A 21,199-nucleotide genomic window follows, 5' to 3' on the forward strand; every position below is an offset into this window, starting at 1 on the left:
CGGCAGCGGTGCGCGAACCTGCACCCGAGCCCGCGGATCTCGTTCTGGTCGGCGCCAGCGGTGGGGGAGGAGTGGACGATCTGGCTGAACTGCGGCCAGACCCCGTCGACTACCGGGCTAGCCGCGAGGTCATCGTGCCCTCGAGCAAGAAGGCCCGTGCCGCCGCGAACATCGCCGCGATCAAGACGATCCGCGTCATCGAGCTAGAGGACCGCTACGCCACGCCTGACGAACAGGACGTGATCGCCCAGTGGTCCGGTTGGGGAGCGGTGCCGAAGGTGTTCGACCCCCGCCGCGACGATTTCGCAGCGGAGCGTGCAGAGCTGGAATCGCTACTCAGTTCCACCGAGTGGAACCGAGCCAGGCACACCATCCTCAACGCGCACTACACCGATCCTGCCGTCGTGGCGGAGACGTGGAACCTGCTGCGCCGCGCTGGCTTCCAAGGTGGTCTGGTGCTCGAACCCGGCAGCGGATCGGGCACCTTCCTCGGCCACGCACCCGCCGACGCACAGATGGTCGGCGTCGAACTCGACACCCTCTCAGCCCGCGTTGCAGCCTCGCTCTACCCCTCCGCGCAGGTCCGTAACGAGTCCTTCGCCGACACCGCCGTCCCGGACAACGCCTTCGTCGCCAGCATTGGCAACGTGCCCTTTGGTGACATCAAGCTGTGGGATGACGCCCACAACCGTGCGCAGCATTCGATCCACAACCATTTCATCCTCAAATCGCTGGACCTAACCGCCCCAGGCGGCTACGTCGCCTTGCTCACCAGCCGCTTTACCGCTGACGCCGCCAAATCCGACGCCCGCCGCGCAATGGCCGACCGCGCCGACCTCATCGGCGGTGCACGCCTGCCGAGCGGCGCCTTCCGCCGGGTGGCAGGCACCGAAGTCGTCACCGACCTGCTCGTGTTCCGGGTCCGTGACGAGGGTCAAGAACCCAGCTCCACCACGCGAGAGTTCATCGGCACCTCTGAGGTTCCCGTCGAGCTGGAAACAGCGGACGGCCAAGCCCCGCCCGTGCCGATCCGCGTCAACAACTACTTCCTCGATCACCCCGAGCAGGTCTTGGGGACGCTTTCAGCCGGCCACGGTATGTACGGCAACAACGAGCAGCGAGTTCTGCCCAACACCGACACCCCGTTGGATCAGCAGATTGCCGCAGCCCTCGGCCCGGTCATCGACGCTGCGGTCCTCGACGGCCGCGGCATGACCGCCTCGCGCAACGCGGTCACCTACGACGCCTCACTCGCCGTCGAGAAGGGACTGATTACCCCGGTCGAGCAGTGGAGCGAGGTCCCCGTGGATGCGCTCCGTCACAACGCAGACCTCAATGTGATCGAGCGATTCAACGGAACCGGCTGGTCCGACAGCGGATGCCCCCAGAGCCGCACGTCCGAATGGCGCTCCCTCCTGGAGTTGCGTGACACCTTCCTGTCCCTGATCGAGATCCAGCGAGACGGAGGTGACGCGGCGGACAAAGATGCCCTGCGGGCAGCGCTGAACGACCGCTACGACGCCTACGTCACGCGCTACGGATTCATCAACCGCTTCACCTGGGCAGAACCGAGAGCGGTCACCCAAGACCTACACGACAAGCGTCTGGTCGAGGCGCTGGACTCCTGGATCACGAACGAAGGCCGAGCGTTCGACGCAGAGGGCCGAGACGACGTCCCCGACGAGGTGTACTCGCGCCTGGACGACGAAGCCTGGATACCCACCAGCTCACGCACCAAGCGCGCTCCGCACCTGGTCGGCGCGATCCGCAACGACCCGCACTTCCAGTCGATCCTCTCCCTAGAGTCGTTCGACGAGCAGCGCATGATCGGCCGCAAGGCGGCAGTGTTCACCACCGATGTCCTAGAGCCCGCGCGCCCCATCGAGCACGCCGACACCATCCACGACGCCCTGGCCCTGTGCATGGACGAGAGCGCGACTGTCAACGTCGATCGCATCGCGGAGCTCCTAGGGACCGATAACGACAACGTCGAGGCGCAGCTCCAGTCCGAGGCGCTGGCCTTCCGCTCGACCGAAGACCCCGCCACCTGGATTCCGCGCACCCGCTACCTATCGGGCAACGTCCGAGTGAAGCTCGCCGAGGCGGAAACAGCGGCGAACAACGACGACCGCTACCGCGCCAACGCTACGGCCCTCCGCGGCGTCATCCCGGCCCGCATCGAGGATGGAATCACCGCTCGTCTCGGCGTGACCTGGGTCAGCCCGGACGACTACAAGCAGTTCATCACCGACACCTTCCGCATCGACAAGTCGGCCGTCACGGTCGACTACGTCAACAACGAGTGGGTGGTCGAAGGCAATTCCTACTACGCCGGATATGCCGGCGACGCCCTGGCCTACGGCCTGGTCCCACAAAAAGGCAGCTACTCCAGCTCCGGCTATAACTTCGTCGGCACCGACCGCGAACAGCGCCTCTCCAACCAGGGCGTCTCTCTCGGCCGCGACCGGTCCGGCACCTTCGACCACTGGCAGGTCCTCGAGTCCCTGATGAACTCGCGGCCCATCGCAGTCAACCGATCCAAGGAATACAAAGAGGCCGTTCCGAACGGCGGCGACGTCCACGCTGGAGCTACCAGAGCGGCCAAGCAGCGCGCAGAGCGACTGCAAGAGGCATTCGCCGACTGGGCGCTGCACGGTGATCCCGAGCGGCGCGAGCGGTTGCTGACGGAATACAACTGGCGGTTCAACGCCACCGTCGCTCCTGCCTACGACGGCTCAGGTCGAACATTTCCTGGCCTGGGCAAGACATTCTCGCCCTACCCGTACCAGCGGGACGCCGTGGAAAGGCTCGTCAACGAGCCGACAGTGCTGCTCAACCACGTCGTCGGCGCTGGGAAGACCGGCACCATGCTGATGGGCGCCATGGAGCTCAAGCGCCTCGGCCTGGTGCGTCAGCCCTGGATCGTTGTTCCCAACCACATCGTGGACCAGGTCGCCCGCGAAGCAGCCCAGTGGTACCCAGCTGCCAACGTGCTCTCCGGTGCCGGCCGCACCACTCGCGACGACCGCCAAAAACTCCTCGCCCAGTCCGCCGCCCAGGACTGGGACATGGTCATCGTCCCGCTCTCCGCTTTCACCCGGATGAATACCTCGGGCCAAACGCGAGCGACCTTCATCGACGGCCAGCTCACCGCAATGCGTACCGCATTGCTGGAGGCAGGCACCAACGGCGGCACCGCCATCACCATCAAACAGATCGAGAAGGCGATCAAGAGGCTGGAAGGCAACTTCGAAAAGGCTCTGAACTCCGCCAAGAAGGATGACGGAATCACCTTCGAACAAAGTGGTGCGGACTACTTATTTATCGACGAGGCGCACCTCTACAAAAACCTAGGCCGAACTTCCGGCGTTCAGGAACTGAGCCACCCAGGCTCGGAACAGGCGATGGACCTCAAGCTGAAGCTCGACTACTTGCGCGATCGCAAACGGCAAGAGGCCTCCTCAGCCGGCATTCCTGCCGACGCATATGTGGAACGGGTGGCTTGCTTTGCCAGTGGCACCCCCGTCGCGAACTCGCTAGCCGAGCTCTGGGTAATGCAGACCTACCTGCGTCCGGACATGCTCGCCCATGCAGGTGTCGAGTCCATCGACGCCTGGGGACAGAACTTCACCGACACCACCGAGACCGTCGAACTCAACGCCTCGGGCACCAAGCTCCGCTCAGTCACCCGCGTCGGCCAGTTCGCCAACGTCGGCGACCTTGTCGGGATGGTCAGTCAGTTCACCGACGCCGTGACCCGCGACCAGGTCCCCGTCAATCTGCCGGCCAAACGCTCCGGCACCAACATCGTCGTGGACTTCGAGCCCAGCCAGGAGGTCAAAGACTTCATCCAGGACCTGGGACACCGGGCCGACACCGTCGACCCGAAGCGGATGGACCTCGACAACTCGTTGAAGATCGCCAACGACGGCCGCAACGTCTCCCTCGACCCCCGGAGCGCCCACCTGGCAGCCCCAGCCGAAGGCGGGCGGGCGCGCGAGGTGGCCGGGCGCATCCTGCACGAATGGGCCGCCACCCGCGACAACGTCTACCTCGACGACATCGGCGAGGAATCCGAGACCCGCGGAGGGTTGCAGATCGTGTTCTGTGACCGCTCCGTGCCCAAGAAGGATGGGCGCTGGAACATCTACGAAGGAATCAAGGGCGAGCTGGTCGCCGGAGGGCTGCCCGCCGATCAGATCGCATTCGTCCACGACTACCCCAAGCCCGACGACAAAGCCGCACTCTTCCAGCAGTGCCGAAACGGACAGATCAGCGTCCTCATTGGCTCGACCGAGAAGATGGGCACCGGGACGAACGTGCAGACCCGAGCGGTCGCACTCCACCACGTCGATGTTCCCTGGCGGCCCGCAGACCTCGAACAACGTGAGGGCCGGATCATCCGCCAGGGCAACCAGACCGCCGAGGTCGCCGTTTACAACTACGTCGCCACTGCCACCTATGACACGGCCATGTGGCAGACCCTCAACCGCAAGGCAGCGTTCCTCGACCAGCTATACCGAGCGGACCGCTCGATCCGCAGCATCGAGGACCTGTCGTCGGACAACCTCGCCGAGTCCACCGCCCTGGTCAAGGCAATCGCCACTGGCGATGACCGCTACCTCCGGCGGGTGGAGCTCGAGCGAGACCTGGCCGGACTGGACGCCCGCCGCGAAAGTCACGTCTCGGAAATGCGCTCACGACGCAGCGAGATCGCCGCGCTGACGCGGTCGATCCCCAACGACGAGAAGCGGCTACGACAACTCGAGACCGCGGCCCCGACCCTCCAGGCCTGGGCAGAGCAGGAGACCAAGGCCTATACGGTCGGCCCAACCACGTTCACTGTCCGCAAGGACGCATCTGATCAGCTACTTGAAACCCTGCGTGAGGCCTATGTGCAGCTGCGGGGCGCCGGCCCCAACGAGTCCTCCCACGTCGCCACATTCGCAGACGTACCGCTACACATCACCCGGGTCATGGAGCACGACATGGTGATCCTCCGGTTCGGTGACCTACCAATGGCCGGCATCAGCATCACGCAGGAGCAGCTCTGGCCACAACGCGACGACGCCCATTTCGGCAGGTGGGGCGCCGGCCAGGACGAGACCCTAGACGTGGCGGCCGACGAGGCTAAGACCAACCGAGCTGCGATGGCCAACGGCGTCATGACTCGCATCGAGAACGCCATCGGACGAGCCCCAGGCCAGGTCGAGGCCGCCCGCTCCGAGCTACAAACTGACCGTCGACGTCTCGACGAGCTGCACAACACCCCGGACGAGCCGTTCCCAGAGGCCGCCAAGCTTCAGACCATGAAGACCGAGCTGGAGGGCATTAACGATCAACTCGCGGCCTACGAGAACTCCGACGCAGCCAAACACGCACGCGACGAACTCGACGCCCGCCTGCTCATGAAGGGCCGCACCGATGGATGGTCGCTGATGCTCAACCCCACCCCGGCTCTGGTGGAAGACCTCGGCTTTGAGACTGCGGACGAAGTCCGCGAAATGATGCGACACCGCGAGATAGAAGCACTCGAAACGTGGGCAGCGACCGCCCCAATTCCCCAGCCGGACCAACCCCGCTCAACCCAACCAGTCGCCGAACCTGGCGGAACCGTTGACCTCGCCGAGGTGCGCGGACAGATCATGGACGTCGCCGACGACGGCAAGGAGACCGTCTCAACCGACGACTTCACAGCCTCATACCTCGAGCACCGGTCGCAGGAACAGGACACTGACGCTGACCCAGGCTGGCACGGCACCGGGAGCGGCAACCAGCCCGAACCGGACTACGGACCAGAGACCTGAGCGGGGGAGCGGAGGTGGGTGGGCCCCTTTCCCTGCCCCTGCCAGTCTTGGTGTTCCGCTGCCGGGGTCAAGGTCGGCACCCTTCGGGTGCGCCGGCTACGCCAACAAGCCCGGGACGCGGTCGCTGCGCTCCCTTATTTCGCCCCGACCTTCTTGTCTCCGCCGCCGTTCCCTCTCTTGACCCCGTCCGCTCCACACCAATCGGGCTGGTATCAGGGAAAGGGGGAGCCATGCGTGAAGCCCAACGGAGCACGTCCGACGCAAAGAAAACCCAGGTCAAGAGCGCAAAAACCTTGCAGCACTAGTGCCACTAGTGCTACTATTGAGGCATACCGAGAGGGCAGCAAGCCCCCGGAAACCCCAGGAGGAACACCATGAGCATCACCGTCTACACCAAGACCGACTGCGTACAGTGCGACGCCACCATCCGGGCCCTCAACAAGGCCGGCCTCGACTACAGGACCGTCGACCTCACCACCGACGCTGACGCCCTCGACTACGTGCGATCCCTCGGCCACTGCCAGGCCCCCGTAATCGTCACCGACAACGACAACTGGGCCGGCCACCGCCCCGACCGCATCAAGGCCCTCGCCACCAAGGCCACCCGCAGCCCCGAGCGCACCCAGTTCCTGGTCGACGTACTCAGCACCGCCGTCGAAACCGGCGTCAGCTACTGGGCCGAGACCATCCACGTCGAAGACCAGACCGGAACCGTGCCCGAGGGCGACAACCTCGACCCGCTCGGCTCGGGGGGCGACTGCTACGCCGCCACCGTCCGCGACTTCGAGACCGGCAACGAGCACAACGTCAACCTCAACACCATCGCACGCGGAGCTAACCTGCTCGCCGACAGCGGCATCAACAACCGCCTGGTCAACGACTTTCGCGACGCCAACCGCACCAACGGAGACCGAGGCGACATCGACGCCGCCAACGCCGACATGGCACTCCAAATGGGCATCTTCGGCGACGTCACCTACGGCTGACCCTCCCTCGAACCACCGCCCATCGCCGCGAGGCAGACGGGCACCCCGAAAGGACACCCGATGCTCAACCACACCGAACTCCACTACCTGACCAAGACCCAGTCGCTCCACGGCCTCGGGCGCCTCGCCGCCACACCCGACACCCAGATCAAGGCCATCGCCGCCAGCTCCTCGGCCGGGTACTGCCACGACTACAGCTACGAGTACCGCGCCAACGGACTGTCCGTATGGCTGGGAAAGAACCGCCCGTGGAACTCGGCCCCCGACCTGCTCATCACCTGGACCAAGGTCCGCCATCACATCGCCCGGTACGTCACCGAAGAGTTCATCGCCGCCTTCCGCGAGACCGACAAGAAATGGTGCGAGGCAAAGTCCGCCACCTACGAAGCCGGACAATTCCGCCGCCACACCGACGCCGAGCTCGCACACATCGCCGACCTCGAAGCGCTCCTGAAGCTCTTAGCCGCACCCATCTGGGAACCCGCCACCACCATCGACGGCGAACCGCAGCAGCTCGACCTCTTCGCCTGACCGACCACCCGCGCACCCACGACAGGACAGACAATGGGCACCATGACCGCCGAGCAGCAGGCCACCGCCGACCCGGTCGACGTCGACGACCTCGCCGCCACCGACGCCGCCCCCACCGTCCCGGAACTCGACCCCGAAGCCGCCCTGCTCTGCGCACTCCTGCACACCAGCGACACAGCCGAGACCCGGCACATCACCGGCCACCTCGAGGCAGCAGACTTCCTCAGCCCCCGCTACGGCGACCTGTTCCAGGTCATCGCTGACCTCATCGCCGCAAGCCAGCCCCACCACGCCCCGCGAGTCCTCGCCGCGCTCACCAGCGCCGGCCGCATGGCCGGCCACCACGGGCAGCTCCTGGCCGACGCACTCCAAGTGGTGACCCTGCTCGGAACCCCCGCCGTCGGACTGCGCACCCTCGCTGCCGACGTCCTCGACGCCGCCTACCGCCGTCGCTTCGCCCGCACCGCCGCTGAACTCACCCGCGCCAGTGCCGAAGCGCCGACCGACGCACTGTTCGAGATCCTGCTCGACCACGGCCGCGCCATGCGCCGCGAGACCAACCGCCGCGAATCACTCACCGCAGGCCAGGCCCCAACCCAGGCCTGACGTCGGACCCGGCCGCTACCGTCCCAACGAAGGAAGGAGGCAGCGATGACCACATTCGACACATGGACCCAGTCACAGGTCGAGATAGAGGTGCGAAACGCGCTCATCGCCAGAACCGACTCCCCAAACGACTGGGAAACGGTCTCGGACGCCGTCGACGTGTACCTGGGAGGGATCGAGCGGGAAGAAACTCGCGTACTCGACCGAGAAGCGATCGACCGCACCACGGTGTTCGCGGTCGTAGAGTCCATCGTCCGGGCCGCGGACGACCAGTAGCACCGAAACCGCCGCGCACCCCGGACTAACCGCAACGATGTGAGACGCCGGCGGGGCACCATAACCACCATGTACGTCATCGGAACCGGCCCTAGCGAGCTGCACGCCCACATCGACCTCGACCGCCGTTTCCAAGCGCTCGATCCTCCCGGGCAAGGCCACGGGACGCGAATCCTGGGTGTGGCGAACCATGGTCGCCACTGGTCGGTAATAGCTGAGATCACCCCGGCAGGGGAGGGGCAGTGACCCCCGACGAAGCACGCTCACTCGGCCGGGCGATCCGCGCGGTCCGCCTCGAGCGAGGGCTCTCCCAACTCAAACTCGCCGTCGCCATTGATGTCAGTGGCGGACAAGTGAGCATCTGGGAACGCGGAAACGTCTCGGCCGCTCGTGGCCGGCCTGCACATCCCCCGACCATCCCCCGAGACCGACTTGAAGCGATTGCCGACACCCTGGCCTGCACGGTCGCAGCAATCCTCGACCGCGCGGCCCTAACCGCTGCCACCCGAGTCCTCTACGGAGTCGACCCACTCGGCCCAGCACGAACCCTCGTCGCAGGCTACGAATACGACCTCACCGACGCCGAAGCCGAGCGAGTCGCAGACTTCATCACCGGACTCATCTCCGCCCGCGACCTCCGCTAAAACCACTGTCGGAGACGACCGCTACGGTGCCCACCATGGACGAGCTGCTAGACGCTATCCGCCAAGCGGCCGACCAAGTCGGCGAGCACGACTTCCTCGAACTTCTGCACTGGCACCGCGTCGTCGCCCGCCTCCCAGAGGCTGACTGGGCCGCCCGCGGTGCCTTCCGACAAGCCGTCGCCGAGCTGGACGAGGCAAGAGCCGTCGAACTCCTGCAAGATCTACGCCGCGCCGCCCGTGATCCCCGCCGACACCGCCCGCGGAGCCGACGGCAAGCCCCGCTACCGATCCGGGCAGACGCTTGAGAATCGGCACAGCAGCCAGAAGCCGCAGAGCTGCTAGCCAATCGATGCGATCAGGCCTTGATCGCCAGGGTCGAGTGTTCGCACGTTGTTGACCGCACGAGACACCGGCCGAGTCCAAAGGGTGGAGGCGACCGTCCTCGACTCGGCATCAAGCAGATCGAGAAGGGCACCGGCCTGCTCCTTGCCGACTTTGACCGGAGCAAGCCAGGTATCCCACGTCGACTCGGTCAAGAAGACCGGCATCCGGTCATGTACTTTGCCCGCCGCGTCTTCTCCCGTTCGAGTGATGATCGTGAACGTCGTCCGCCACTCGTCCTCGGCACTGTCGCGGTGAAAGCCCAGCAGGCCGGCAGCGAGCAGCACCTCGTCGTCCAGGCCGTGCACGTAGCTGGGGTTCTTGACCTTCTTTCCCTCTTCGACGGCCTCCTGCCACTCGTAGTAACCAGTCATCGGGACGCCCACCCGAGCCGAGGCGAACGCCGAGCGGAACATCCCGTTGGTGGCCACGCTCTCCAAGCGAGCATTGATCGGCCGCGGACCCTTCTCCTTCGCCCACGACGGCCGCAGCCCCCACGTCGGCAGGAACGCCTCGCGAACCCGCTGCTCACCGATGAAGCGATCCCGTATCACCGGTGCCTGCGTGCGAGGGGCAACTGAGTAGGTCGGCGACCACTCAAACCCTGGCTCTGTCCCGTCGAGCTCCAAGACGTCCACCAGGGCAACACCGGACACGGCTACCGAGTACCGACCACACATGCCGAAGACAGTAACAGCGAACCCCAATGCGATGCCTTTGACCAGCAACAATGACGGAATCACGCTTATCGGCGGTGTCCCGGAGACTGCAGCAGGCGCATCAACTCCGCCGCTAGGTGAGGACGGATTCGCGGCTGGTCTACGACGCGGCTGCGTCGAGCGCGTCGTCGACGGGGATGCCGCGGGCCATCTTGATCAATGCGCGGATCGCTGCCTCGTTACTGGCAAGGTCGGTGCTGTCGAGGCTGACGCGGTAGCGCCGCCACCGCTTGTCATATGTCAGAGCGGATAAGCCCCAATTTTCGATGGCCGAGTCGAGGGTGTCGGTGCGGTCGATCCGGGCTTCGAGGGTCACGTTCTTCTTGCGTGGCCGAAAGGTGATGAAGTTGTTCGCCAGTCCGCCTTGCTGAAGCCCGATGTAGTGCTTGTTGTACTTGAGCGTGACGTCGGCACCTTCGTCATTGACCATCTGCAAGAGCCGGTCTGTCAGTCCCAAAATCGCGGGGTTGGCGCGGTTCTCCCAGTAGCTGCGGTCGGTCTCGTGCCCGGAGTCGTCGTCCTCCTCGGGCGCAGGTAGGGCGATGTCGAGAACCTTGGTGGCGTGCAAGGTAAAGGTTCCAGCGACGTCAAGTGCGGTCATCTGGATTGCGATGAGGGGAATCGCCTGGTTGAACAAACTGATGACGTTGAGGAATCGGCCAGTGATCTCCTCGGCGACGATGACGGCGACGTGGTCGTACTGGGGGAACCTACGGCGCTCGTTGTCCCAGTACTCGAGAGTTCGGATGATATGGGACTCGTCAGTGGGGCCGAGTTGGATTTCGACCTCGTAGCGCGTGGTGGTGTCGGGGTCGAACAGGAGGAGATCTAGGCGGCCGGCACCGGGTTGGCGTCGCTCGACGTCCTTGACGTCGAGGTCGGAAATTCCCAGTCCCAGGATCGAGACGTCATTGATGATCTGCTCTTGGAGCCACCTCTCTGTGAAGAACGGATGTGTCTTCAGCGGCACCGGAACTGATCGCACGAATTCCATGGAGCGAGCTTAGGTTGCTGGAGCCCGGCTAGCCATGCGGGGAGCTGAAGGTGGCGCGGACAGCCCGGAGGCCCGTCAGCTCGCGTCTTATCGGCGTAATCCCTGCGGCCGGGGAGGTATGGGTCGCCCCTCGTCCCAGATCAGGGCGTTCCCGCTGCTTCCAAGGTGTCCCGTAGCTCGGTGTAGGTGCACTCGGTGACGCCGGGCAGGGCGGCCAGGCGGTGGAGGACAATCGACTTCTGTCCCGGGACTTGAGTGTTGAGAACGTGGGTAGGGACGACGAGGAAGCGCCAGTGGTCCAGGTTCAGCGGGTCCAGGTCGGCCACATCAGTGACGTCGAGGACGCAGATGACGTACACGTCGGCTTGGCGGCGAGACTCGGGGTCGTACCGGCCGGTTTGTGCATCCCAAGCGAGGGTCTCTGGGATGCTGACGGTGGGGGTGGAGGCATGAGTCTGCGCCCAGCTTTGCAGGAACGACACCGACTTGACCTCCACCCGCAGTCCGCTTTCAGCGACGATGTCGACGGCGTCCCATTCGACGCGTACGCCGGCGTGAGTGACTCCGAGAGCGCGGGCGACTAGATACTCGGCGAACAGGCCGCGGACGGTGTTGTCGAGCAGGCTCGACATCGACCATTTCCAGAAGTCGATTACTGGCTCGCCGGCGAGTTGTTTCCCACCGACGGTGAGGGGCTCGTCGCCGGTCATGCGAGCGGGGATGATCGCACCGTGTGCTCCGATGGTTCGCCGAACAGAGAGCTCCGGCCGTTCACGAGACCGCGCATCAGGGTGTGTCACAACTACTCCTCGTCCAGCTGGAAGGTCGCGAGTACGCCGACGAGCGCTGAACTCGATCCTCCCGCGTGAGGAGGTCGTCCAGGAACATCAATACACCCAAGCGCTGTGCGCCTACCCCGGTCGCTAATTCACCCGTCTGACCTGCAAACTTTTCAGAATCGAACATTATCGGCACTCGGTGCGACGGGGAGGTCCGCCGAACAATTGATGGTCAGGTCAGGGGGCGCGCTTGCCCGCCAAATTGCGCAGGCCACGTTTAGCTCCAGAGCGCTTCCGCGGCCCATCCCTCGGGAAACCCCATGGTTGCGTAGTTGATCCGATCCGAGAACTGGGGCATTTTCTTGATCTGTGTGGCGAACGTGCGTCGCCAGTTGCATTTCGGGTCTAGGTGCCCGGTGATGTGCGCGGTTACCGCAGCGGGTGTGTAGAGCTTGTTCGAATTGTCGGCGGGGATGCTGCTCAGATGCTTCAGGCTGTCGGGGACTTTCCCGAGTTTCGATATAGGTGAACGATAAACGATCTGTCGGTTCCAGATCCGGGACTGATGTGCGCAGTGATTGCGCAGTACGTTGAGCTGTACGAAGTGGTTGTGGAGGTGCCCGGTATTGGCACCCTCAAACCCCATTGAGCGTGCAACGTCTCGCTTGTCCTCAGTCTTCAGGAGCCCGTGGAGACTGACGAGGCCGCCGAAGTCAAGCACTTCTGCGGCGACCCAGATGGGCATCTCACCCGCGTACTTTTCATTGAAGTGGCGCACGAAGTCTTCGTTCCTGGATTCGCTTATTCGCCTGTCGAACCTCGTCTGCCAGTGTTCTAGGCGAGTCGTGGAGGGGTCATTTCGGTTCTGCGGGTCGTTGCACTGGTGACGATCCAGATGATCAATATTGAGATGGCCATAGGGATCGCGTTTCCCCAGGGTGTAGGAGATCGCGTATCGCATCCCGACTTCTACTTGGCCGAGGCCGTCCAGTAGGAGAGTTCGGATTTTTCGGTCAAAGTCGTGGAGTTTTACGACCCGGTCAAGGGTCGTACCTTCTATGAACGTCTCGGCCCGTTTCGCATCGGCTCCGTGGCCGGTCCACTGTCGCAGGGGGTAACTGTATGCGCTGAGCCGGTAGTAGCCGATCCTCTTGAGGTATGCGACCGCATCTTTAAGCTCGCCGGTGTCCATTCCTCGGGACTGCATGATGGCGACTTGCTCGTTGAGGTTTTTATGGGGCTTCTCGTACGCCACTAACATGCTCCGAAAAAGAAAACCGGCCCATGACAGGCTGTGACCGTTAAGTCGGTGCCTGACAGAGGGGACCGGTGTTGATGAACTAAAGATAGCGACCGCGTGCCACTTCTGGCAAACTGCGGCGTGTTGCCGTAGTTGCCCTGACCAGTGGATATGCCGTCAATGCCGTCTAGATTGCCTCGTGCGGCGTCGCGACCGTGATCAGAGGTCTGGACCCAGCCGGATGCTTCATTTCCTTCCAACGTGCCGCAGGGACAGCTCATTAGTAGTTCTCGCGCACGTAGGCGTAAGCCCGGTCGAAGAGTTCACCGGAGGGCGGGAGGCCGAACCTTTTGAGGGCCAGCCGTAGTTGCTTGCGAACTTCACGGTCGCCGGCTTGGTCCGTCGCCCACCCTGAGTAGGCAGAGTCACGGACGATCCGGTCGATCTCGGTGACGACATCCTCGATCACGACGCTGGCGCCTTCGGGCTTGCACTCCTCGACTATCTGGGTGAGCGCTCCGATGTTCGGATCGAGGATGCGCTCGGCTTCGTCGATCTTGCCTTCGTCGACGAGTCGGTCGATTTTGGTTGCCCGTTGCGCTACCTCCAGCGCCTGCTTGAGGAACAGCAGGCTGTCCTCGGCCGAGTTGACTGCCTGCTTGTGGAGGCGTTCGAGCTGTTCGGAGAGATCTTTGTAGAGCGCGGCCCCGGTGGTCTCCAGCCGGCGCTTGATGCGGCGGGAGATGGTGTCGAAGACCTCCTCGACGGTGATGGGGTTGGTGTTGATGTCTCGTGTCGGGTCGATCTCGTCTTCAGTGCCGTCGAACAGGGTCCTCAGTACGTCGATGGATTCCGCGTCGATGACAACCTGCTCGGGCTGACCTTTAACCGTCACGTCCCGCATGTTTCGATGCACGATGGCCTGAGTTTTGGCACCGAGCCTTGCCCACAGCAGCGCGTCAGAAGTAGTGGTGGGCTTGGTCGTCTCGTAGATCCCGGCGAGCCAGAGATAGTCGCTCTCGTGTGGTCCCAGGTCTTCGTGCGGCGAGATGACTTCCCAGATGGCTTGCAGGCCGATGAACTGCCGAGCGAACTCATCCAGTTCACCCTGTTCCTTGGTGAGTACTTGGCGAGCCTCAAACAGGGACTCGTAGCTGCCATCGCGTTCGATGCCGGCGAACCGCGCCAGGGCCGCGGCCATGCGGCCCGAGAACTCGGTGATGAGTCCGTCGATGTCCACCGGTCGTGTGCCCGGGCCTTCCGGGTCCGCTTTGCGCAGTGCCACCGCGATGGCCGATCCCAGGCCGATGTAGTCGACGATGAGGCCGTACCGCTTGTCGTGGCCGGTGACCGGAGACTTGTACCGACGGTTGGTTCTAGTGATCGCCTGGAAGAGTGTGTGTTTGCTCAGCGGCTTGTCCAGGTACATCGCGCCTTCGATGGGGGCGTCGAACCCGGTCAAGAGCTTCGCCGTGACGATGAGCAGGTGCGGGCCGGTCTCGCCGGTCTTGAACTCCTTGACCACCTGATCCAGCTCCGGACGGGACAGACCGTATGCGCTCTTCCACTCGCCAGGGTCGTCCTTGGACCCGGTGGTCATCACGACCTTGGTCGTGAAGTCATAGTCCGGGTTCTCAGCGATCAACCGGTTTAGCTCCGCCTCGTAGGCGACGACCAGCTCGCGGTCGAAGGCCACGACTTGAGCTTTGAGTCCTAGTGGTGCGACTTTGGTGGCGAAGTGCTCCAGGATGTCGGCGCACACCGCTGCGATGCGGTCGGGGTTGCGCACGATGGTCCGGGCCTGACCGGCGCGGCGGACCAGCTTGTCGCGCTCGTCCTCGCTGAGCCCCTCGGCCTCGACCAGGGCGTCGAACTCGGCGTCCATGGTCTCGGTGTCCAGGTGCCAGTTCACCAGGCGTGGCTCGACGTGAACTGGGACGGATGCGCCGTCGTGGATTGAGCGCTCCATCGAGTATTCGCTCAGCGCATGGCCGGGATCCTGGGGGTCGCCGAACAGTTCGAAGGTGTTGCGGTCCTTGTCCGAGATCGGGGTTCCGGTCAGGCCGAAGAATCGGGCGTTGGGTAGCGCCTCGCGCATGAACCCGCCGAGATCTCCCTCTTGCGTCCGGTGGGCTTCGTCGACGAGCACGATCACGTTGTCCCGCTTAGTGAGCGCGTCGTGGCCTTCGGTGAAGCGGAAGATTGTGGTGACTATGACCCCGGTCCGCTCCGTCGTCAGTGCGTCGTGCAGTTCCGCCCGGGTCGTGGCCTCCATCAGGTTCGGTGCCCCGAGCCCTTGGAACTGGCGCATGGTCTGTCCCACCAGGTCGACGCGGTCCAGGACGATGAGGATCGTGGGGTCACCGATCTCGTGGTCTTCCAGGATCAGGTTCGCGGCGAAAGCCATGAGCAGGGTCTTGCCGGTGCCCTGGAAGTGCCAGATCAGCCCCTTGGTTCCTCCGGACTTGACCTTGCGGTAGATCGCCCGAGCGGCTTCCACCTGTGGGTAGCGGGGCAGGATCTTGAATCGCGCCGACTCGTCGGAATGGAAGTAGGTGTAGCTGCCCAGTAGCTCGGTGATCATTTGCGGGGTGAGCAGCAGCTCGACCGTGCGCACGACTCGGGCCATGCCGTCCAGGTCGTACGGGTCGTCGGTGCTGCCCCACATCTGCCAACCGGACGGCTCAGACAGGATCGCCCCGTAGTGGAACTCCTTGCCCTCGGTCGCGGCAAGCATCAGGTTCGGTGAGAAGAACTCGGGAACCCGCGGGACGTAGGTGTTAGCGATGTCGATGGCCCCATTGAGCCACGACACCGACGCCTTTACCGGGGTCTTAGTCTCGATCACCACGAGCGGAAAGCCATTCACCCACAGCACCACGTCGAACCGGTGCTTGTTGCCGACCGGACCGTAGGTGACCTCGCGGGACACCCAGTACGTGTTGTTATCCAGATTATCGAAGTCGATCAGACTCACGCCTGAATACCGGTCGTTGCCGGTGTATCGGATCGTCTTGTGACCCTTGAGCCACGAGGTCATCCGCTCATTCGCGGTCAACAGGTCATCGGCCATCGCTGCCATTCGGAGCTGCGGCACCACCTCATCGACCAGTAGCTCGTCGGCGGCGATCTCCGGATTGAGGCGGATCAGCGCGGCGACGACCTCGGACTCTATGAACACATCCGTCACGTCCCGGTCGAGCGCGTTAGCGTCGACCTCCGTCCACCCCTGACCGGCCAGCTTCGTGACCAGCCAATCCTGGACAGTCTTTGCTTCGCTGAACACGCTCACCCTGCCTGCACCACTTCCGATAGGTCTAAGAACTGATCGTAAGTCTCGGGGATCTCATGCTCACCGGAAAGAAGAGCAGAGAGCATCGAGGAGCGGAGATTGCGGAGACGGTCGAGGGCGGACTGTGCTTTCTCGGCGAGGGCGTCGAGCGACGCCATTGTCCTACCAATCTCTTCCTGTCGTGAACGCTGAGGGACCTGGACCGTGATCTTTGCCAGGTTCGGCCCTGAAATACGCGTCACCTTCGTACCTGCGGCGTATTGGACCTTCTGGCGGTGGAAACCGTGCGATGCGATGAGGTGAGTAGCGAACAAGGGATCTAAATCGTGGCGGAATATCTGACAGTCATCGTGGACTGCTACATCTTCGGCACCAAGCCAGACTGTCGCCTTTCCGAGCGCGTCAATATCCTCGCTAGTCGCCGCGATGACTACATCGCCTGTAGTGGCGAACCGTAGCCGCCCCTTCATTTCGATAGGGATGAAGGTCACGGGCTGGTTTGCAGTAAGACCAAAATGGGTATGGACTTGACCGTAGTGGATGCAACCCAAACCGTCTTCTACGTAGTCACTCTTCGTGAATCGGCGACCTCGAATGAACTCTCCAAGTTCGCCCAAAGTACGGACTTCGAGTTCATCAACGAACTGCTGGAGCAACCCGTCAAACAGGTCGCTTCGCAGCTCTACCGCTGCATTCACCTCGGCTTGGGCGGCACTGATCGCGGCGTCAATCGAGTCCATGAGGTCTACGATGCGCTCCTGCTCATGGAGGGGCGGAAGGGTCACTGAAAGAGCCGCGAACACCTTCCACGGGAGGCTCCGCCGCCGGTTGATGCTCCCTTGCTGATTGCGATGGTAAGTGTTAAGCATCACCGGGGACCGAAGGACGTGCTCCATTATTCTGGGAAGCACACTTTGGTCCTTCATGCGCATGGTCGTGTACATAGGACTCACTGCACCGTGAACACCTGTGTTGTTCCGTGCGATCGACCCTTCGTCGATATGAATCGTCGAATATGCCCAATCGCCGGCATTGAGCAACTTGTACTTTTCGATCGACTTCGAGGCGACTCTTTTATCGAAATACTGAGAAGCGAGAACCACGCCGTCGTATTTGGTTACGGTTAGGACATCCGTGTCATCCCTTGACGTCCCGACGCGCTCGCCAGAGGGCTCAAAGATCTCTCCGAGGGGTTTCCTGATCCATCCATCACGCATCGTCGCCGCCTCTGAAACCTGCCACCGACAACCGATCCAGGAGCGCGGACTCAGCGTGCTCCCGCGCAACACGCGCCGCGTTCCACGCTGTGAGGGATTCCTCGACCGTGGCCTCGTCTCCGACAAGGGCAGTGGAGACGTAGCGACCGATGTTGAGGTCGTAACCGTTGGCCTTGATCTCAGACACGTCGACCATTCGCAGGGACAGACCATCCTCGCCGTCGATGTCCTTGCCCTCGTGGTATGCGGAGTGTATTGCCTTCACGTCGGACTCGTTCAGGTCGTTGCGAGTCTTGCCCGTCTGAAAACGCTTGGAGGCGTCGATGAACAGCACCTTGCGTTTGCGCTCGTCGGGCTTGGACCTGCGCAAGACCAATACGCACACGGGGATCTGCGTGGCATAAAAAAGATTCGGAGCGAGCCCGATCACAGCCTCCACCTGGTCCTTGTCCAGGATGCACTTGCGGATCTCGGCTTCCTTGCCGCCACGGAACAGCACACCGTGCGGAAGTACGACCGCCGCACGCCCCGTGGGTTTGAGGCTAGTGATCATGTGCTGGACCCAGGCGTAGTCGCCGTTCTTGGCCGGAGGAACGCCGCAGAACGCGCGACCGAACTTGTCCGCCGCCCAGGTGTCCGCGCCCCAGTCTTGAAGTGAGAACGGTGGGTTCGCGATCACCTTGTCGAAGGTGCGCAGTTTCCCAGCAGCAGTCCGGTGCGCAGGGTTGCGGAGCGTGTCGCCGCGCACGATGTCGTGGTCTTCGATTCCGTGCAGGAAGAGGTTCATCCGGGCGATGGCGCTGGTGGTCAGGTTGACCTCCTGGCCGTGCAAGTGGACTGCTCGCGGGTCGCCGCCCTGCGCCGAGATCGCATGCACGGTCTCAACCAGCATGCCGCCCGATCCGCATGCCGGGTCGTACACCGACTCGCCGGGCTGCGGGTCGAGAATGTCCACCAACATGTGGACGACGGAGCGCGGGGTGAAGAACTCCCCAGCCTTCTGCCCGGACGAGTCCGCGAACTTCTCCAGCAGGTACTCGTACGCCGCGCCGAGCATGTCCCCGGTGACTTCCTTCGGGTTCAGCGTCAGCTTGTCGAAGGCATTAAGGAGGGAATCCAGGGCCGGGCGGGGAACGCGGTCTTCATTGGCGAACGCTGCGTCACCGAACACCCCGCGTAGCGTGTCCGGGTTGGCCTGGGCGATGGTGTCCATCGCCTTGCGCACACGTAGTCCTTTGCGGGCCTGCGTACTGCGTGCGACCACGTTCCAGTGTTCGCCCGGCGGGATGACGAACGGCTGGAAGTCTGCCTCGATTTCATCGGTGAGATCAGCGCCCCACTCCTCCACAGCCAGTTCATGGTTGTAGTCGTGGGTGTCAGAGAGCCACTTCCAGAACAGGACCGGGAAGACGTAGTTCTTGAAGTCGGCAGGGTCGACAGGGCCGCGGAGCGCGTTGGCGGCACTCCAGAGGCTGGTTTCGAGCTGCTGCTGTGTCAGTGGCACGTGGTGGTTCCTTGTCCGGATTTGTCTCGGTTGATGAGTGTCATCTTGCACGGCTTGTGGCAAGACACGATTGACCTGTCGAGCCCCGCTGGCGTCAGATCCGCTTTCCGCGACCTTGCCAGCTTGGGCGACCAAGGGCGACTTTCGACTTGGCTACTGACTCGGCATCGGACCTTGAGGCGACGGCCACGAATGAGACGAGCGCCGCTTGAGTCGTACCCACTTGCATAGGCAGACCGCGAACCGACTTGACGTGGTTCGTTGGGGTACACCCGTGCAGGACGGTGCAGTGGGAGCTATCGCTCCTGTGACTCTCAGCTTCGATTGGCGGGATTGCGCAGCTTTGTTTGGCGGGGCTTCGTGCCTCTCTTTGGTTCGGCATCATCTCGCCAGGCCAGTAGTGCCGCCCCGGCGCCGATCACTCCGATTGCGACGAGTACGAATCCGGTCGCTTGGAGGCCGATTGCGGTGCCGAGGGTGCCGGCCAGTGGGTAGGTGATGAGGAAGCAGGCGTGGGAGAGGGAGAACTGCGCGGCGAACACTGCCGGCCGGTTCTGCTCGGTGCTATTTCTGCGCAGTAGCCGCGCCGAGGGTGTGAGGATGGTCGAGGTTGCGGCGCCGAGCAGTACCCACATCGTGAGCAAGGTACTCCACTGGGCAGTGCCGCCTGCCCATCCGATCACGATGGCCGTGGCGAGCAAGATGATGGGCAGCGCGGCTCCGCCGGCGAGCATGACTTTCCGGTCGGCAAGTTGGTTCAGTAGTGCGGGCATGCCCAGGGCGACCACCATTGATCCGGCTCCGTATGCGGCGAGCATGAGTGCGACATCCGACTGCGTCCTGCCGAGCTGGCCTTGCACGAGAACCACCGTGTTGACGATGACCATTGCAGTTGTCGTGGCTACGACGAGGTTGAGTCCCATCAGGCCGCGCAGTTCGGGGCTAGCGAAGAATGTCCGTGTCCCCCGGGAAAGTCGGTCAAGGAACCGTGCAGGAGGAGGGGGCTGTGTGTGGGGGAACCGAGAGGCGATGACGAGTGTGGCAGAGCCGAGAAACCCGATGACGGTTCCGATGAAGAGGTTGTTGAAGCTGATTGCCGTCAGCAGGGCCGCGGCGAGCATCGGGCTTACGAGCGATTCCAGATCGTAGGCCAGGCGTGAGAGCGACAAGGCCCGGGTGTACTCGCGCTCGTCCGTCAGCACAGAGGGGATCACGGCTTGGAAAGTCGGTGTGAACGTCGCCGAGGCTGATTGGAGCAGAAAGATCAGCACGTAGATCTGCCACGCCTCGGTGACGAGCGGCAGCGATACCGCGACGCCGGCACGGATTAGGTCGGCACCGATGAGCACGGGCTTGTGGGGCAGGCGAGCGACGAGCGCGGTGGTCACGGGCGAGACAGCCACGTAGGCGACCATCTTGATAGTCATCGCCACCCCCATCACGACGCCGGCATCGCCGCCGGCGATATCGAACGCGAGCAGGCCGAGAGCGACGGTAAGTAAACCGGTCCCGAGTAGCGCCACTACCTGTGCGGCGAACAGCTTGGCGTACGTGGGATTGCGCAGCACCTGGAGCATGAGCGGGTGGGCCTATCTGTCGGGGGCCGTCGGCGCACTACTTGATGGGCGCGTGGTGGTGCGGGGGCAGTTGACCGTTCGCGACGGCGTGCTCGGCCTGCTTGACTGCCTCAACGACCAGCGCCACCGCGTGCTCGTCCGTGAGCCGGTAGAGCACGCTCGTCCCCTCCTGGCGGGTCGTGACCATCCTCGCCATCCGCAGGCGAGCCAGATGCTGCGACACACCCGATGAGGTCTTCCCGGTAAGTGCCGCCAGGGCATTGACCGGCAACTCGTCATGCTTACTCAAAGCAAGCACAATCCTGACTCGAGTGGGGTCCGAAAGCAGGCTGAAGATCTCCGCGGCGAGGTCCACATACTCGGACTCGGGATCAAGCCCACATAAGTTACTATCTGCGTTCATGCGCACACAGTAACAAAGTTGAGCGGGCTCGTTCCGGTACACACCGTTCAATTGCGCCTCGCCGGGCTCGTCAACTCGCCACTCCAGATGGTGCCGAAACGATCGTTTTTGCTACAAGTGAGCCCGAGTCTGCCGGAATTGGATACGCCGAGGTGGGCGGAAGCCCGGTCTGTAGCGGAACCCAGTCCCGGAATCTGTGTTTCTGATCTACCCACCAGCGACGGGTATTGCTACATTTATCGG

General features: G+C 63.4%; 15 protein-coding genes and 1 pseudogene. 7 read left to right on the plus strand and 9 right to left on the minus strand.

The genetic code is table 11. The features are described 5' to 3' along the window. Positions 1 to 71: 71 nt before the first annotated feature. The 7 genes and pseudogenes from R4P08_RS16645 to R4P08_RS16675 all read left to right on the plus strand — a co-directional run bounded on the left by R4P08_RS16645 (position 72) and on the right by R4P08_RS16675 (position 9,155). Positions 72 to 5,807 carry a DEAD/DEAH box helicase family protein gene (locus tag R4P08_RS16645; RefSeq protein WP_317815039.1) on the plus strand — a complete coding sequence of 1,912 codons (5,736 nt, stop codon included), beginning with the start codon at positions 72 to 74 and terminating at the stop codon, positions 5,805 to 5,807. A gap of 374 nt (positions 5,808 to 6,181) precedes the next feature. After that, a pseudogene (gene nrdH / locus R4P08_RS16650) lies at positions 6,182 to 6,409 on the plus strand (glutaredoxin-like protein NrdH); the annotation flags it as partial. Positions 6,410 to 6,853: 444 nt separating this feature from the next. Then, entirely contained in the window at positions 6,854 to 7,324 is a 471-nt protein-coding gene (locus R4P08_RS16655; RefSeq protein WP_317815041.1) for a hypothetical protein, read from the plus strand. Positions 7,325 to 7,366: 42 nt separating this feature from the next. Next, positions 7,367 to 7,930 carry a DnaB-like helicase N-terminal domain-containing protein gene (locus R4P08_RS16660; RefSeq protein WP_317815042.1) on the plus strand — a complete coding sequence of 188 codons (564 nt, stop codon included), beginning with the start codon at positions 7,367 to 7,369 and terminating at the stop codon, positions 7,928 to 7,930. A 45-nt stretch (positions 7,931 to 7,975) separates the two neighbouring features. Next, complete coding sequence (locus tag R4P08_RS16665) at positions 7,976 to 8,206, plus strand: hypothetical protein (RefSeq protein WP_317815043.1); 231 nt, start codon at positions 7,976 to 7,978, stop codon at positions 8,204 to 8,206. Positions 8,207 to 8,448: 242 nt separating this feature from the next. Further along, the gene (locus tag R4P08_RS16670) at positions 8,449 to 8,850 is read left to right on the plus strand and encodes a helix-turn-helix transcriptional regulator (RefSeq protein ID WP_317815045.1); all 402 of its coding nucleotides are present in this window, start codon (positions 8,449 to 8,451) and stop codon (positions 8,848 to 8,850) included. A 35-nt stretch (positions 8,851 to 8,885) separates the two neighbouring features. Continuing rightward, a complete protein-coding gene (locus R4P08_RS16675; protein ID WP_317815047.1) occupies positions 8,886 to 9,155 on the plus strand; it encodes a hypothetical protein in 270 nt (89 codons plus the stop codon). Between the two features lie 33 nt (positions 9,156 to 9,188). On the opposite strand, the gene R4P08_RS16680 is transcribed toward R4P08_RS16675, so the two are convergent. From R4P08_RS16680 to R4P08_RS16720, 9 genes are all read right to left on the minus strand, one after another. After that, complete coding sequence (locus tag R4P08_RS16680) at positions 9,189 to 9,911, minus strand: SOS response-associated peptidase (RefSeq protein ID WP_317815057.1); 723 nt, start codon at positions 9,909 to 9,911, stop codon at positions 9,189 to 9,191. Positions 9,912 to 10,050: 139 nt separating this feature from the next. Next, positions 10,051 to 10,944: a hypothetical protein gene (locus R4P08_RS16685; RefSeq protein ID WP_317815049.1), complete on the minus strand. Its 894-nt coding sequence runs from the start codon at positions 10,942 to 10,944 to the stop codon at positions 10,051 to 10,053. A 140-nt stretch (positions 10,945 to 11,084) separates the two neighbouring features. Continuing rightward, positions 11,085 to 11,654 (minus strand): hypothetical protein, encoded by a 570-nt coding sequence (locus R4P08_RS16690; RefSeq protein ID WP_317815051.1) that lies wholly within the window; start codon positions 11,652 to 11,654, stop codon positions 11,085 to 11,087. Between the two features lie 346 nt (positions 11,655 to 12,000). After that, a complete protein-coding gene (locus tag R4P08_RS16695) occupies positions 12,001 to 12,978 on the minus strand; it encodes an Abi family protein (protein WP_317815052.1) in 978 nt (325 codons plus the stop codon). Between the two features lie 265 nt (positions 12,979 to 13,243). After that, positions 13,244 to 16,255, minus strand: coding sequence for an HsdR family type I site-specific deoxyribonuclease (locus tag R4P08_RS16700; protein WP_317815053.1), 3,012 nt, complete (start codon positions 16,253 to 16,255; stop codon positions 13,244 to 13,246). Further along, positions 16,252 to 17,472 carry a restriction endonuclease subunit S gene (locus tag R4P08_RS16705; protein WP_317815054.1) on the minus strand — a complete coding sequence of 407 codons (1,221 nt, stop codon included), beginning with the start codon at positions 17,470 to 17,472 and terminating at the stop codon, positions 16,252 to 16,254. The genes R4P08_RS16700 and R4P08_RS16705 overlap by 4 nt, the downstream gene beginning before the upstream one ends. Next, entirely contained in the window at positions 17,465 to 18,976 is a 1,512-nt protein-coding gene (locus R4P08_RS16710) for a class I SAM-dependent DNA methyltransferase (protein ID WP_317815055.1), read from the minus strand. Before R4P08_RS16710 ends, R4P08_RS16705 begins: the two co-directional genes overlap by 8 nt. 314 nt (positions 18,977 to 19,290) lie before the next feature. Beyond that, a complete protein-coding gene (locus R4P08_RS16715) occupies positions 19,291 to 20,553 on the minus strand; it encodes an MFS transporter (protein WP_317815056.1) in 1,263 nt (420 codons plus the stop codon). 37 nt (positions 20,554 to 20,590) lie between these two features. Then, a complete protein-coding gene (locus R4P08_RS16720) occupies positions 20,591 to 20,956 on the minus strand; it encodes an ArsR/SmtB family transcription factor (RefSeq protein WP_182643393.1) in 366 nt (121 codons plus the stop codon). Positions 20,957 to 21,199: the final 243 nt, after the last annotated feature.

The sequence above is a fragment of the Rhodococcus sp. IEGM 1408 genome (genome assembly GCF_033142235.1).
In the GTDB taxonomy this organism is placed as follows: domain Bacteria; phylum Actinomycetota; class Actinomycetes; order Mycobacteriales; family Mycobacteriaceae; genus Dietzia.